General features: G+C 46.6%; 13 protein-coding genes. 12 read left to right on the forward strand and 1 reads right to left on the reverse strand.

The features are described 5' to 3' along the window. The first annotated feature begins 44 nt into the window (after positions 1-44). The 12 genes from NL646_RS00775 (at position 45) to choV (ending at position 14,847) form a co-directional block, all read left to right on the forward strand. On the forward strand, positions 45-1,199 hold the full coding sequence (locus tag NL646_RS00775; RefSeq protein ID WP_253663717.1) for an acyl-CoA dehydrogenase family protein: 1,155 nt from the start codon (positions 45-47) through the stop codon (positions 1,197-1,199). Positions 1,200-1,248: 49 nt separating this feature from the next. After that, positions 1,249-2,025: an enoyl-CoA hydratase gene (locus tag NL646_RS00780; protein WP_140316482.1), complete on the forward strand. Its 777-nt coding sequence runs from the start codon at positions 1,249-1,251 to the stop codon at positions 2,023-2,025. A 10-nt stretch (positions 2,026-2,035) separates the two neighbouring features. Beyond that, positions 2,036-3,166, forward strand: coding sequence for an enoyl-CoA hydratase/isomerase family protein (locus tag NL646_RS00785; RefSeq protein WP_253663718.1), 1,131 nt, complete (start codon positions 2,036-2,038; stop codon positions 3,164-3,166). Between the two features lie 18 nt (positions 3,167-3,184). Further along, the gene (mmsB, locus tag NL646_RS00790) at positions 3,185-4,081 is read left to right on the forward strand and encodes a 3-hydroxyisobutyrate dehydrogenase (protein ID WP_253663719.1); all 897 of its coding nucleotides are present in this window, start codon (positions 3,185-3,187) and stop codon (positions 4,079-4,081) included. 9 nt (positions 4,082-4,090) lie between these two features. Continuing rightward, positions 4,091-4,849, forward strand: coding sequence for an SDR family oxidoreductase (locus NL646_RS00795; protein ID WP_025612311.1), 759 nt, complete (start codon positions 4,091-4,093; stop codon positions 4,847-4,849). A gap of 455 nt (positions 4,850-5,304) precedes the next feature. After that, positions 5,305-7,353: a GGDEF domain-containing protein gene (locus NL646_RS00800; protein ID WP_024700722.1), complete on the forward strand. Its 2,049-nt coding sequence runs from the start codon at positions 5,305-5,307 to the stop codon at positions 7,351-7,353. A gap of 593 nt (positions 7,354-7,946) precedes the next feature. Next, complete coding sequence (gene betI, locus NL646_RS00805; RefSeq protein WP_005463648.1) at positions 7,947-8,546, forward strand: transcriptional regulator BetI; 600 nt, start codon at positions 7,947-7,949, stop codon at positions 8,544-8,546. Positions 8,547-8,564: 18 nt separating this feature from the next. Beyond that, a complete protein-coding gene (gene betB, locus NL646_RS00810; RefSeq protein ID WP_025790913.1) occupies positions 8,565-10,025 on the forward strand; it encodes a betaine-aldehyde dehydrogenase in 1,461 nt (486 codons plus the stop codon). Between the two features lie 20 nt (positions 10,026-10,045). Continuing rightward, positions 10,046-11,776 carry a choline dehydrogenase gene (gene betA, locus NL646_RS00815; RefSeq protein WP_253663720.1) on the forward strand — a complete coding sequence of 577 codons (1,731 nt, stop codon included), beginning with the start codon at positions 10,046-10,048 and terminating at the stop codon, positions 11,774-11,776. A gap of 48 nt (positions 11,777-11,824) precedes the next feature. After that, positions 11,825-12,763 (forward strand): choline ABC transporter substrate-binding protein, encoded by a 939-nt coding sequence (locus tag NL646_RS00820; protein ID WP_253663721.1) that lies wholly within the window; start codon positions 11,825-11,827, stop codon positions 12,761-12,763. Positions 12,764-12,817: 54 nt separating this feature from the next. Continuing rightward, entirely contained in the window at positions 12,818-13,660 is an 843-nt protein-coding gene (gene choW, locus NL646_RS00825; RefSeq protein ID WP_005487988.1) for a choline ABC transporter permease subunit, read from the forward strand. A 2-nt stretch (positions 13,661-13,662) separates the two neighbouring features. Further along, positions 13,663-14,847, forward strand: coding sequence for a choline ABC transporter ATP-binding protein (gene choV, locus NL646_RS00830; protein ID WP_025509673.1), 1,185 nt, complete (start codon positions 13,663-13,665; stop codon positions 14,845-14,847). Positions 14,848-14,961: 114 nt separating this feature from the next. Here choV and NL646_RS00835 read toward each other — a convergent pair whose 3' ends face one another. After that, positions 14,962-15,618: an NAD(P)H-dependent oxidoreductase gene (locus NL646_RS00835; RefSeq protein ID WP_005499154.1), complete on the reverse strand. Its 657-nt coding sequence runs from the start codon at positions 15,616-15,618 to the stop codon at positions 14,962-14,964. Positions 15,619-15,929: the final 311 nt, after the last annotated feature.

Raw genomic sequence — 15,929 nt, forward strand, 5'->3', positions numbered from 1 at the left:
GGGCTTGGCTTCAAGTGCAACGAATTAGACCTTAGGACTTCAAGATGGATTTTGAATTAAACGAAGATCAACTCGCGTTTGCCGAAGTAGCAAAGCAGTTTGCAGACCAAATGTTAGCACCGTATGCGGCCGAGTGGGATGAAAACCATCACTTCCCTAAAGATGTGCTTCGTCAGGCGGGTGAGCTTGGCTTTTTGAGCATCTATACACCGCCAGAGCATGGTGGTTTGGGATTGTCTCGTTTGGATGCGGCGATAATTTTCGAGCAGTTGGCTATGGGTTGTACCGCGACTACTGCGTTTATGACCATTCACAACATGGCGACGTGGATGATCACCAGTTTTGCCAAAACCGAAGTGGCGCAGCAATTTAGCGCGGATTTAATTTCGGGTGAAAAGCTTGCTTCCTACTGTTTAACCGAGCCAAACGCAGGCTCTGACGCCGCTTCTCTAACGACCAGTGCGGTACGTGACGGTGACGAGTTTGTCCTCAATGGCGCAAAAGTGTTTATCTCTGGCGCGGGTGATACAGATGTTCTCGTCGTGATGGCGCGTTCGTGTGGTGAAGGAGCGGGTGGCGTTTCTGCATTCGTTGTTCCTGCTGATTGCGAAGGCATTAGCTACGGCAAGAAAGAAGCGAAAATGGGTTGGAATTGCCAGCCAACGCGCATGATCACCTTCGAAAATGTCCGCATTCCTGCCGACTATCTGTTGGGTGAAGAGGGCGAAGGCTTTAAGTTCGCCATGCTTGGTCTTGATGGCGGTCGAATCAACATCGCTACTTGTTCAGTCGGCACGGCACAACAAGCGCTGAATGAAGCCAAGCAATACATGACCGAGCGTAAACAGTTCGGACGTTCATTGGCACAATTCCAAGCCCTGCAATTCAAACTGGCTGATATGGCGACTGAGCTGGTTGCCGCGCGTCAAATGGTGCGACTTGCTGCCGCTAAACTCGATGCTCAACACGTTGAAAAAAGTGCGTATTGTGCCATGGCAAAACGCTTTGCTACTGATGTGGGCTTTAAAGTCTGCGATCAGGCGCTGCAAATTCACGGTGGCTATGGCTACATCAAAGAATACCCAGTCGAGCGCCATTTCCGAGACATTCGTGTTCACCAAATTCTTGAAGGTACCAACGAAATCATGCGTCTGATCATTTCAAGACGTTTACTCACGGAAGGCGTTGAACTGCTTTAGTCAGCGAGATACAGCCTTACCTTAAGGAATAACAAAGGACTGAAAGATTATGAAGGCACAAATTAAATTAGAGCGTGAAGCGCATATCGCTAAGCTCACGATTAGCAATCCACCTGCAAACACTTGGACGATGGAGTCTCTGAATCAGCTAAAAGAGTTGGCGATTGAACTCAGTAATGATCGCTCTATTTATGCGTTGGTACTGACAGGCGAAGGCGAGAAGTTCTTTTCTGCTGGAGCAGATCTCAACAACTTTTCATCGGGCGATAAATCGCAAGCAGCAGATATGGCGTTCGCATTTGGTGAAGCTTTTGAAGCCTTGTCTGCGTTCGATGGTGTTTCTATCGCAGCGATTAATGGTTATGCGATGGGCGGCGGTTTGGAAGTGGCAATGGCGTGTGACATTCGCATTGCAGAAGAACAAGTACAAATGGCACTTCCTGAAGCATCGGTAGGCTTGTTGCCGTGTGCGGGCGGAACGCAAAACCTGCCCGCGTTGGTTGGTGAAGGTTGGGCGAAGCGCATGATCCTGTGTGGTGAACGTGTGACTGCGGATCGAGCAGAACAAATCGGTTTGGTTGAAGAAGTCGTTGCAAAAGGCAAAGCTCTGGATGCTGCGATGGCACTGGCACAGCGTGTCGCAGGTCAATCGCCGAAATCCATTTCTGCATGCAAAACGCTCATTCAAGGTCGACGCAGCCAAACTCACGCGGCAGGACTCGTATTGGAGCGTGAACTGTTCTTACAGCTGTTCAATACACAAGATCAGACAGAGGGTGTGAACGCCTTCTTGCAGAAACGTAAAGCCAACTGGACGAACAGTTAACGGAGGCGTCATGGCCAGCAAAGTAAATGTGTCACAAATTGAGTGTGCCGACGGTTCGGCTATTGGTGTGTTGGAGTTAGATAACCCAGCCGCACTCAACGCACTTAGCTATGTGATGATCGAGCAGCTCTATAACCAACTGGTAGAGTGGCAATCGAACGACAGCATCGTCGCGGTATTCTTGCATGCTCAAGGTGAAAAAGCGTTTTGTGCTGGTGGCGATATTCAAGCGATCTACCGTGCACTTGAAAACAAAGAGCAAGACTTTGATTCTGCATTTTCAGCGATGGAAACCTTCTTTGACCTCGAATATCGCTGTGATCATCTTATTCACACTTATCCAAAACCGATCATCGCGTGGGGACATGGTTATTTGATGGGCGGCGGTGTGGGCTTATTTATGGGTGCCAGCCATCGCGTAGCAGAAACCACCACACGCTTTGCGATGCCAGAGATCAAGATCGGCCTTTACCCAGACGTAGGCGCGACGTACTTCCTAAATCAGCTGCCAAAACATTTGGCACTTTTTCTGAGTTTGACGGCTTGCCAAATTAACGCGACAGACATGAAAGCGTTGGGATTAAGCCAATGGATTGCAAAGCCAGAAAGCAAACAAGCACTGTTGGATCTGCTTACATCCATAAGTTGGAAAGGTGAAGCGAACATCAACGAAAAAATCGCCACTACGCTGCGTTCGGTACAAGTGGACGAGCCAAGCGAAGGGATGTTGATGCCATATGCGGGATTGATTGAGCAGCTTTGTTCGGGTGATTTAGATTCGATTGTTCGCGCAATCAGCAGTGCTGACGTTGATAACAAGTGGTTCGTCAATGCACAAAAAGCATTGAGCTACGGCAGCCCACTGTCGCTCAATATCACCTATCAGCAGTTAACGCAGTATCAAAATCTCTCTTTAAAAGAGTGTTTTGATATGGAATTTAACCTGACGCTACGTTGTGGCTTAGAAGGTGATTTTAGAGAAGGGGTTCGTGCGCTGATTATCGATAAAACCAATCAACCGACTTGGCAACATCGCACGGTTTCTGACGTAACGCCACAAGCTTTGGAGCGCTTCTTCGCGCCAATTGACTCAGCAGAATACCCACTGACCGCATCGTCGGTTGCCACTGCGGTACTTTAGACAAGGAAGAAATACGACATGGACAGAATTGCATTTATTGGCCTTGGCAATATGGGCGCGCCTATGGCTAAGAACCTACTCAAAGCGGGCTTGAACGTTGAAGTGTTTGATTTGAACCCGAACGCAGTAGAGGAACTTACCGCACTTGGTGCGTCGAGTGCAGATTCGGTAAAACAAGCCGTTCAAGGTGCGGACGTGGTCGTTACCATGTTGCCTGCTAGCCAACACGTTCAAAGCGTTTATCTTGGTCAAGACGGGATCTTAGACAGCGTTGACGCTGGAACGTTACTGATTGATTCATCGACGATTGATCCGGCGACAGCACGATCAGTCGGAGAACAAGCAGAGCTGCGTGGCATCCGTTTTGTGGATGCGCCAGTGTCTGGCGGCGTTGCGGGCGCAGCGGCAGGTACGCTGACTTTCATTGTTGGCGGCTCGCAAGAGAACTTTGTTCAAGCCAAAGTGGTGCTTAACCACATGGGCAAAAACATCTTCCATGCGGGAGACGCCGGAACAGGTCAGGTCGCGAAAATCTGTAACAACATGATGCTGGGCATTTTGATGAGCGGCACCTGTGAAGCACTCAACTTAGGCATGGAAAACGGTCTCGATCCTAAAGTGTTGTCCGACATCATGCTGCAAAGTTCGGGTCGAAACTGGGCACTAGAGCTCTACAACCCGTGTCCGGGCGTGATGGAAAACACACCTGCGAGTAATGGTTATCAGGGCGGTTTCATGAGTCAACTTATGGCGAAAGATCTCGGTCTTGCGATGGAAGCGGCGGTTGCCAGTCAAACGTCGACGCCAATGGGCAGCTTGGCTCGTAATCTGTTTAATTTTCACAACGGTCAGGGCAACGGGCAAAAAGATTTCTCAAGCTTGTTTGAGTTCTACCAAAAGCAAAATCAGGCCTAAGGAGTGCTTATGGAGTTAGCAAATAAGGTCATTGCGATCACGGGGGCTGGGCAGGGGCTGGGTAAACAAATGGCACTGTCACTGGCGGAAAGTGGTGCTCATCTTGCGCTTATTGACCTCAATTCAGACCAACTGGCTGAAACGAAAGCGGAGTGTGAATTTCTCGGCGTTACCGCTCGTTTTTACGTGACGAACGTGGCCGACGAGCAGCAGGTGTGCGCTGCTTTTGCGCAAATTGAAGCGGATTTCAAACAGCTCAATGGCGTGATTAATAATGCAGGCATTATGCGCGATGGGATGTTTGTCAAAGTCAAAGATGGTCAGATCAATACGATGTCGCTAGAGCAGTTTCAGTCCGTTCTGAATGTGAATGTGACTGGCACTTTCCTGTGTGGCCGCGAAGCGAGCAAGGTAATGCTGAACACCGACAGTAAAGGCGTGCTGATTAACATATCCAGCGTTGCGCGCGCCGGGAATATTGGTCAAACCAACTACTCCGCATCCAAAGCGGCAGTGGCTACTATGGCTACAGTGTGGGCGAAAGAGTTAGGGCGTTTTGGCATTCGTTCAGTGGCGATTGCACCGGGTGTCATCAAAACTGCAATGACCGATCAAATAAAACCTGAAGCGATGGAACGCTTGGTTAATATGATTCCTGTGGGACGCTTAGGGCTTGCGGACGAAATTTCATCGACCATAAAATATGTGTTAACCAACGAGTTCGTCACCGGGAGGGTACTAGAAGTCGATGGTGGAATGCGAATGTAATCTTAAAAAGAGAACCAGCAATAACAGTGTTGCTGGTTCTTCCGTATTATTGTAGTGAGCGTTAAAGCGCCACTTTAGTTTCACGTAATGCCCTCTTCCAACAGCGTTTATACGCTAGTTTTCATAACACACCATGCTCAGTGACACGACGCAATTATCTCTTTTATCCAAAATTGTGATGTTTTCGAGCAAAATAACCACAAAATCTATTGTTGCGTCAAAACTGAAATTATTCATTTGTCTCTTAAATGAGAAAATCCCTTTTATGGTTGAAAATTATTCTCTTTGTCTTTTTTGTGGGACGAAATCGTTTCTACATCGAAAGTTGGTGATTTATTATTCACTACAGAATGCATGGGAAAGCATGCGCGGTGTGACCATTGTCATTCACGTGCAAAATAATAATCAAAACTTCCCACCACACTGAAGTAACTACCCATCAGGGAATAATAATAATGTCGCAATTTTATAAGCTCAGAGCGTTGTCGCTTGTGTTTTGGTTCGTGTTTTTGACGACCAAAGTCTACGCACAAAGCCCTGAGCCAAAAGATAAGTTTCTGCAATCTCTTGAAGGGATTGAGAGCCAAATTTACGCGCTGCCACAAAGTTCACTAGCACAAATCGAATCATTAGAAGAAGACTCTCTACTGCAAAACCAGCCCAAGGATCTGTTGATTCGTTATTGGCTGGCGAAGTCGACTGTTCTTGAGTTGTTAGGGCGCGATAAAGAGAGCTTAGCAGTGGTAGATAAAGGGCTGAGTTTGACACCAGAACAAAGCCAAGAGCACTTGCTGTTCAAGCTGATCCAAATTCGAGCCATGATGGGCAATCGAGATATCGATACCGCGCTCTCGTCGTTGGATGCTTTGCTTGAAACGTCACGAGAAAAAGGTGACAAGAAATTGGAATCGGAAGTTCTGTTGCTCAAAGGTCGTTACTACGATGAGCAAGGGGACTATAAGAAATCGTACGCGGCGTTGATGTCTTCGATGGAAGCGGCGGAGTCATCGGGTGCGCAGGGCTTAGTCGAACGAGCAGCGCTAGAGCTCGGTGATGTATTGGTAAAAATTCAAGGCTATGACCGCTCTGAAGTCGTGCTGAAGCAGGCGTATCGTTATTTTAAAGACCGCCGCATGTCGTTTAATGAGTTGCTTAGCGTCCTAACTATTGCAAAGCTACACAAAGCTCAGTTCCAATACGATGAAGCCATCAAATCTTATCAAGCAGCTTTAAAGCTTGCGCAGATTATTGGTGACGGACGTTTTCGTTTTCGGGTGAACTTGGAGCTTGCGGCTCTGTATCGCGAAACCAACAACGAAAAAAACATGCTGCGTCATCTCAAGCTTGCCGAAAACTTGCAGTATCGTGAAACCTCGAATGCGTACTTGGCAACATTTAAGTTGTTGCAAGCTGAGTACATGCTAGAGCGTAAGCAGTATCAAGCTTTGTTAACGATGATTACGCCTTTACTTCCTGAGATCATCGAGAGTCGCTATATCAAACAGCAGCAAATGGAGCTGTTAAAAGTCGCTGCTATGGCTTACGCCGGAGATCAAAACTTCGAATTGGCCTATCAAACCTACGGTCAATATCATGAAAAATTCATTCAATTTAGTAATCAGCGTGAAGTCGAGAACTTAGAGCGACAACAAACCTTGTTTGAGCTAGAGCGATTAGAGTACGAGAACGAAAACCTCAACTGGAACAATGTGCTACAGCGTCTAGAGCTGGAGAATAATCGCCGAACGTTCTATCTGTTGGGTGAAGTGTTATTGGTAATGATTGGTATTTTATTGCTTATGGCGTTGGTATTTTTGTACGTGAACCGTTCGCGTTTACGTATGCGTCGTTTGGCGAAAACCGACATGTTAACGGGCCTATTTAACCGCCGATTCTTGGAAGAGTGGTTTGCGAAACCTGCAGAGCAAAAGCCTAAGCTGATTGAAAAGCCAATTCCAGAAACGAAGAAAGGTAAGTTGGTTCACAAGCTAAACAAGCAAGTCATGCGTGTTCAATACGGCTATTTGGCGCTCAATCATTGGGTTGAAAGAAAGCTTGATAAGCAGAAAATGGTAGCGAAAAAGCCGGAAACAGGGCCTATCACGCTGGTTATGATGGATGTCGACCATTTCAAACAGGTCAACGATACCTATGGCCATGTGTTTGGTGACGTCGTATTAACTGGCGTAGCCAAAGTGCTCGATTCGTCAGTACGTGAGAGTGATATTGTGGCTCGTCTTGGTGGGGAAGAGTTCGTTATCGTTCTTCCTAATACTGATCTTGAAGAAGCAACCGCGCTGGCTGAACGACTGCGTATTGCGCTTTCTCAACGTGGCTTTGTAACGGAGAACAATCAAGCCGTGAATGTCACTTGTAGTTTTGGTGTGATCACTTCGGATGACGTCGACGTTGCATTTGAAGTGCTTTGTAGCCAAGCAGATAAGTTGTTGTACGAAGCCAAATCCAGTGGACGAAACTGTGTGAAAGCACTGTCGTTTAGCTGATCATTGCACAATAAGAGTCGCGCAACGCGGCTCTTTTTTTGCCAGTTTTATGTGCTCATCACGTCCCTCTTAGGTTCTGGCAGAACTCGACTTACTTATCTACCTGAATCTTATCAATTCGCCTTCCTGCAAGTGCAGCACTTGGATATGCGTCCATTTTGCCAGGTGCTCCCATCTTTCATTTAAATCTTCTAATTTACGTAGTTGTGGTTGGTAACAATCTAGCAACTCACGGGGCTGGGTAGTTAATTGGAATTACTTACCTATCATTCAGAAATGACACAGCACAAATAATTAGTGTTCGATGTAAATGTTTCCTAACACTTCTACGTTGCGTTGTTCGCTTCGTTGGTGTTGAAGTTCAATTTAACTGCTTCTGTTAATTAAATTGTTGAAACTAATTGCGTTAATTTGTTTTGTTTCTTCTTTTTGGGTGGTTCTTTGAATAGGTGATAGGGTGTAATTTGTCATCTCATGGCGTGTATTTAAATCTCATTATCACTATTTTTAACAATAAATGATTTGAGTTCGAACTAATTTTTTGGCATTTTATATTTAACTAACCGTTCAATTAAAAATAACAAGGACGCAAAATGCCAAAGGTGGGGATGCCTGAAATCAGAAAACCGCAGCTTGTAAAAGCGACCATGTCAGTGATTGACAGAGTCGGTTTACATGCTGCGAGCATCTCGTTGATCAGTAAAGAGGCTGGAGTATCAACGGGGATAATTAATCACTACTTCGGTGGTAAGCATGGGTTGTTAGAAGAAACCATGCGCGAGATCCTTCGTCAGCTTTCTTCAACAATCACTGGGAAGCTTCGTGCGTTGCCAGCAGATGCTCATCATCAGCGTATCAACGCCATTATTGACGGCAACTTTGTTGGTTATCAGGCAGAAAACAAAGTGGCTAAAACGTGGCTGGCTTTCTGGTCTTACTCTATGCACGACGAACAGCTCAAGCGTTTGCAGCGAGTAAATGAGCGACGTTTGTTATCCCATCTGAGAAGAGAACTAAAAGCACTATTAAGTGCGGAGCAAGCAGAACTGGTTGCTCACGGGATTGCGTCACTGATTGACGGTATATGGCTGCGCGGCACGCTCAACCCGCAAGGCATCGATGCTGATAAAGCGAGGATTATCATCAACGATTATCTCGAAAAGCAGCTAACGTTTTACTCTCATAAAATATAAAAGTCACAGGTCTTCACTATGGAAATGAAAACACATTACATCGATGGTGCAATGTATATCGGATGTTCTGAAGAGCATTTCACCACTTACAATCCGGCAAATGGTGAGCCATTGGCCAATATTAAACAAGCAAACCAGAGCGATATGGAAGCCGCTATTGAATCTGCAAAGCGCGGTTTTGAGGTTTGGTCTGCAATGACGGCCATTGAACGTAGCCGGATTCTTAACAAAGCGGTAGCGATTTTGCGTGAACGCAATGACGAGTTAGCCGCTTTAGAAGTGGCAGACACGGGTAAGCCAATTCAAGAAGCCATCGCTGTTGATATTACAACAGGCGCAGATGTTATCGAATATTACGCTGGCCTTGCACCAAGTTTGCAGGGTGAGCAACAACCTCTCAATGAAAGCCAGTTTTTCTATACGCGCCGTGAACCTTTGGGAATTTGCGCAGGTATTGGTGCCTGGAACTATCCTATTCAAATCGCAATGTGGAAATCAGCACCAGCACTGGCTGCGGGTAATGCAATGATCTTTAAGCCGTCGGAAGAAACACCGCTTACAGCACTTAAGCTTGCGGAAATTTATTCTGAAGCGGGCCTTCCTGATGGTGTGTTTAACGTCGTGCAGGGTGATTACCGGGTAGGGCAGATGCTAACGGCGCATCCGGATATTGCTAAAGTATCGTTCACAGGTGAGTCAGGTACTGGCAAAGTTGTTATGGGTGACAGTGCAAAAACGCTTAAGCAAGTCACAATGGAGCTAGGTGGCAAGTCACCACTGATCGTTTTTGATGATGCGAAGTTGAATGATGCGGTATCGGCCGCCATGGTCGCTAACTTCTACACTCAGGGTGAGGTATGTACCAACGGTACCCGGGTATTTGTTCATGAATCTATCTACGACGACTTTGTTGCACAGCTTAAAACTCGTACTGAGAAATTGGTTGTTGGCGACCCACTTGATGAAAATACACAAATCGGTGCCTTAATTTCAAAAGAACATGAAAGCAAAGTGCTGTCAGCGATTGAGAGCGCAAAAGCGAGCGGTGCCACTCTGCTGACCGGCGGTTACAAAGTAACAGATAATGGTCTGCAAAATGGTAACTTCGTTGCTCCAACCGTATTTATCGACTGTGACGACAGCATGAGCCACGTACAGCAAGAGATCTTTGGTCCTGTAATGTCCGTGCTTAAATTCAGCGACGAAGCTGAAGTTATCGAACGCGCTAATGATACGGATTATGGCCTAGCTGCTGGTGTCTTCACTCAGAATCTCTCTCGTGCTCATCGCGTTATTCACAAAATTCAGGCAGGTATCTGCTGGGTTAATGCTTGGGGTGACTCTCCGGCAGAAATGCCAGTTGGTGGCTACAAGCAATCCGGCATTGGCCGTGAGAACGGTGTCGAAACACTGAAGCACTACACGCAAACTAAGAGCGTGTTGGTTCAGCTTAGCGACTTCGAAAGCCCTTATCTCTAAACCCTCCTAGGAGACACAAAATGAAACAACACTACGATTATATTATCGTCGGTGCGGGTTCGGCCGGCTGTGTGTTAGCGGATCGTTTGAGTGAGAGCGGCCAGCACTCAGTATTATTGTTGGAAGCGGGTGGTACGGATAAGAGTATTTTCATCCAAATGCCAACAGCACTTTCGTACCCGATGAATACTGAAAAATACGCTTGGCAGTTCGAGACCGTACAAGAAGATGGTCTTGATGGACGCCAGTTACACTGTCCTCGCGGTAAAGTTCTCGGTGGTAGCTCTTCTATCAACGGCATGGTTTACGTCCGTGGCCATGCTTGCGACTTCGACCAGTGGGAAGAAGAGGGAGCAAAAAGCTGGAACTACCAGGCGTGTTTACCGTACTTCCGCAAAGCTGAATCTTGGGTCGGTGGTGCTGATGAGTACCGCGGTGACAGTGGTCCGCTAGGCACATGTAGCGGCAATGACATGAAGCTGAACCCGTTGTATGAAGCCTTTATTGAGGCTGGTAAAGAGGCGGGCTATCCAGAAACTGACGATTACAACGGTTTCCAGCAGGAAGGCTTCGGTCCGATGCACATGACCGTTGATAAAGGCGTACGTGCTTCAACCTCTAATGCATACTTAAGCCGTGCCAAAAAGCGCAAGAACTTCACGCTCATGAAGCGAGTGACTGTGCGTCGTGTATTACTTGAAGAAACAAGGCTTGGAGATAAAGGGCCGGAAGGGAAAAAAGCGGTCGGCGTTGAATTTGAGAAAGCGGGTTCAATTCAGCAGTGTTTTGCGAAAAATGAAGTCATTTCTAGTGCAGGCTCAATCGGCTCGGTACAGCTACTTCAACTTTCCGGTATTGGTCCTAAAGATGTACTGGAAAAAGCGGGCATCGAGTTGAAACACCAGTTGGAAGGGGTAGGTAAAAACCTGCAAGACCATCTGGAAGTGTACTTCCAATACCACTGTAAGCAGCCAATCACACTGAACAGTAAACTAGGCTTGGTGAGCAAAGGGCTAATCGGTGCCGAGTGGATTCTGACTCGAAAAGGTCTTGGCGCAACCAACCATTTTGAATCGTGTGCGTTTATTCGCTCGCGTGAAGGGCTGAAGTGGCCAAATATTCAATATCACTTCCTACCTGCAGCAATGCGTTATGACGGACAGGCTGCCTTTGATGGCCATGGTTTCCAGGTACACGTCGGCCCTAATAAACCAGAGAGCCGGGGCACTGTAGAGGTGGTTTCTTCTAACCCGAATGATAAGCCAAAGATTGAGTTTAACTACATCTCGACCGAGCAAGATAAACAGGACTGGCGTGACTGTATTCGTCTGACGCGCGAAATTCTCAATCAACCTGCGATGGATGAGTTCCGTGGCGATGAAATCCAGCCAGGTCTCAATATCACTACCGACGAGCAAATTGATGAGTGGGTGAGGCAGAACGTTGAAAGTGCTTATCATCCTTCATGTAGCTGCAAAATGGGTGCAGACGATGATCCGCTAGCCGTACTGGATGAGCAGTGTCAGGTACGCGGCATCCAGGGTTTGCGTGTTGTGGACTCGTCGATTTTCCCAACCATTCCAAATGGTAACTTGAACGCGCCAACCATCATGGTTGCAGAACGGGCTGCGGACATGATCTTGGGTAACGCACTAGAAAAAGCAAATAACACTCCGGTTTGGATTGCACCGAACTGGCAAGAGATGCAGCGAATGCATCCACCGAAAAGAGACTTGGAATCGATCTCTTAATCTTTAAAAACTGAGAATAAAGTCAGAAATTATTAAAAGGAATTCAACATGTCTAAGATGACGAAAATACTATCGACTATCGCGTTAAGTTCTTTAGCTACCGGCGCTTACGCAAACCAATGTGAAACCGTTCGGTTTGCCGATGTAGGCTGGACAGACATTACCGCAACCACTGCTGTGACCACAGAAATCCTGAAAGGCTTAGGTTACAAAACCAAGACGGATCTGCTGTCTGTACCAGTAACTTATTCTTCTATGGCGAACGGCGACATTGATATCTTCCTTGGTAACTGGATGCCAACGATGGAAGGTGACATTGCTAAGTATCGAGATGCTGGCACTGTCGAAACAGTAAAAGCGAACCTTGTCGGCGCGAAATACACTCTGGCAGTACCAAAATACGTTTATGACGCAGGTGTGAAGAGCTTTGCTGACCTGGAAAAACATGCCGACAAATTTAAAGACCGCATTTACGGCATCGAACCAGGTAACGATGGTAACCGCCTGATTCAATCCATGATCGACAGCAATGCGTTTGGTTTAAAAGACTTCAGCCTGGTTGAATCAAGCGAAGCGGGCATGGTGTCACAAGTATCACGTGCGGTACGTCGCAATCAGTGGATCGTTTACCTGGGTTGGGCGCCGCACCCAATGAACAGTAATGTTGAAATGGAATACCTATCGGGTGGCGATGATTTCTTCGGCCCAAATTACGGCGGTGCGAACGTTTATACAAACGTACGTCAAAACTACCTTGCTGAGTGTCCGAATGTGGGTCAACTAGTGAAAAACCTAGAGTTCAGCCTAGAAATGGAAAACGAGCTGATGGAAGCGATTCTCAACCAGAAGCAAAAACCATCTAAAGCCGCACAAGCTTGGTTAAACGCGAACGCAGACAAAATCGAAGCGTGGCTGAAAGACGTGAAGACCGTCGATGGTCAAGACGCACAGTCGGCAATTGCTCGTTACCTTAAAGACAACGCTTAATTGATTTTTCTTAGTGGGCAGCGATGCCCACATCATCAACACAAAGGTTTTATTGTGAATTTTATTACGGACAACAAACTACCGTTGGGCCAATGGATGGAAACGGGCGTCGATTGGTTAACCATCAATGCATCCGGCTTTTTCGATGCAATCTCTATTACCCTAGAAACCATCATTATGTTTGTGGTGGACATCTTTAAATGGATGCCGCCAGCCGCTCCTATCATTATGACTGCTGCGTTAGCGTGGTTTTTGCACCGCAGTCTCCCGTTGGTCGTATTTATTGTATTGGCTCTGTTGGCAATTCTTAACCTTGGCTACTGGCAAGAAATGCTGGAAACCTTTGTTCTCGTGTTTGCAGCGACAACGATTTCCGTATTAATTGGCGTTCCACTGGGGATCATGGCAGCGCATCGTCCTTGGTTGTACACGTTACTCAGACCTATTCTGGACTTGATGCAAACCGTACCGACATTTGTGTACTTGATCCCGACATTGGTTCTGTTTGGTTTAGGCATTGTACCGGGACTGATTTCAACCATCATTTTTGCCATTGCAGCACCAATCCGATTGACGTATTTGGGCATCATCAAAGTGCCAGAAGAGCTGCTGGAAGCGGGTAAAGCATTTGGCGCAAGCCGTATGAAATTGCTGTTTAAAGTGGAGTTACCTGCGGCACTACCTAGCATCATGGCGGGGGTTACCCAATGTATTATGCTATCTCTTTCGATGGTGGTTATTGCCGCACTGGTAGGTGCAGATGGTTTAGGTAAGCCAGTTGTACGCGCACTGAACACGGTAAATATCTCACAAGGTTTTGAAGCTGGTTTAGCGATTGTTCTTGTTGCCATCATTCTTGATCGCTTATGCAAAGCGCCAAACCAGAAGGAGGCTTAATCATGGACGCTATTACTATTGAAAATCTTGATGTGGTGTTTGGTCAGCAGCAATCACAAGCTTTGGCTTTGCTGGATCAAGGTAAGTCTCGTCAGGAGATCATCGACGAAACCGGTCAGGTCGTCGGTGTTGATAATGTTTCTCTGACGGTCAAACGCGGTGAGATTTGTGTGTTGATGGGTTTGTCGGGTTCTGGAAAATCCAGCTTGCTTCGCACGGTGAACGGGCTCAATGATATTTCTCGTGGTTCGCTGAAAATTCAAGATGGCGACGATATGGTGGAGCTTGCTAACTGTAATGAGCAAACGCTTCGTCATCTACGTACTCATCGAGTGTCGATGGTGTTTCAGAAGTTTGCTCTGATGCCTTGGCTAACCGTACTGGATAACGTTGCCTTTGGCCTGGAAATGCAAAGCATCGGTAAAGCAGAGCGCCGTGCAAAAGCACGTGAACAGTTAGAAATGGTTGGCTTGTCAGAATGGGAGAGTAAGTTTCCGCATGAGCTTTCTGGAGGTATGCAGCAGCGTGTGGGCTTAGCGCGCGCATTTGCGATGGACACAGATATTCTTCTCATGGATGAACCGTTTTCAGCACTTGACCCACTGATCCGAGCGCAGCTGCAAGATGAACTGATTCTGCTGCAAGAAAAGCTCAATAAAACCATTTTGTTCGTGAGTCATGACTTAGATGAAGCACTCAAAATTGGTAACAACATTGCCATTATGGAGTCGGGTAAACTCATTCAGCATGGTAAGCCAGAACAGATCATTCTGGCACCAGAAACCGATTATGTGGCGGACTTCGTTGCACATACGAATCCTCTGAATGTGCTTAAAGGTCGTTCTCTAATGAAGTCGAGTGATGCTCTGGTACGTGAAAAAGAGCGTGTGCTTATTTGTCCTGATAAAGAAATTTGGGTGACGCAAGAGTCGAAAGGGCTGAGTTTGTCGGACTCTGAACAGTCACTGATTCAGTGGGTGAGCGAATCATCGAACCTCGATGATGTTGATGCTAACTCACTGGTACAGGTTAATCCGAACATCAGTATGCGTGAAGCGATAGAGCTCAAGCAGCGTAGTAATCAACCACTCTTGATGGTGGAAGACGATAAGTTGGTCGGTGTGTTGAGTGATCACGAACTGTATGACGCGCTGCTTGGTAATTTTAAATCCGAGCAAGTGGCTTAGTCGATATAAACGTCTGAACTGAAAGCGATACTCAACTCAAATTACACTCAAAACAAACAAGCCGCACACCAATGTGCGGCTTGCTCATTCAACAATGATGATTTCAATCAGCTTTTATAGCGTGGTGATAACATCATCCAATGCCATACGCGCTTTAGGTAGGCCGTGATTGTAGTCTTCACCATCTTTGTGGTAACCAATCGCCAGCGCAACTTCACAAACGTGGCCTTCCAACTCGTCTTTAAATTCTTCGCCAATCAGCTCAGGATCAACGCCTTCCATCGGAGTTGAGTCAATACCAAGGCGCGCTAACGTGTGCAGTAGGTTACCCAGCGCGATGTAAACTTGCGCCTTAGTCCAATGACCGTTGAAGCCATTTTCATCGGTGTTCGCTTCGGCAAATGCGTATGCGCCCATAAAGGTGTTGTACATATCTGCTGGTAGGTGACCTGAAGTGACTTCGGCATCCACGCGTTTTGCAAACTTCTCTTTTGTGAACTTAGGATCGTAAGCAAGAAGGATAGTGTGCGACGCCGTGGTTGCGTGGGGTTGGTTAAATTGGTGTTTGTTCGCGAACGTGCTGTGGAAGCGTTGTTTCGCTTCATCACTTTCAATCACGATGAATTTCCATGGTTGCGAGTTGATTGACGATGCAGACAGACGAATGGCTTCTTTGATGATGGCCATATCTTCTTGAGAAATGCGTTTTTCTGCGTCGTATTTTTTCGCTGTGTAGCGGCTGTTTAGATCTTTAATGATTTGATGAGACACGTTTTTATCCTCGTTATTCAGTTTTATATCGGCCGCTTTTAGCTTCGACAACCACGCGTACCTCGAAAGTGAGTTCATAGTACCGAATAACCAGCAATTGATAAGATGGCTTTTATTTAAATCACTTTTAACTTTTTGTTGAAAATCGAACAGAGAACTTGGGAGTGATGTTTCAAACTCTGCGTAGAGAACGTGGTCTTTGCTGTTTCTTGGCCAAAATTACAAGCTTTGAGATATTCGCTTGCCCCTTGTTTGAGATATTAAATTACACTCATAAAATATGAGTTGTACTCTGGTTTTCGTTTGGAGTA

Origin of the sequence: Vibrio sp. Y20_XG_PY13 (assembly GCF_024181925.1) — a bacterium.
GTDB lineage: Bacteria > Pseudomonadota > Gammaproteobacteria > Enterobacterales > Vibrionaceae > Vibrio > Vibrio parahaemolyticus.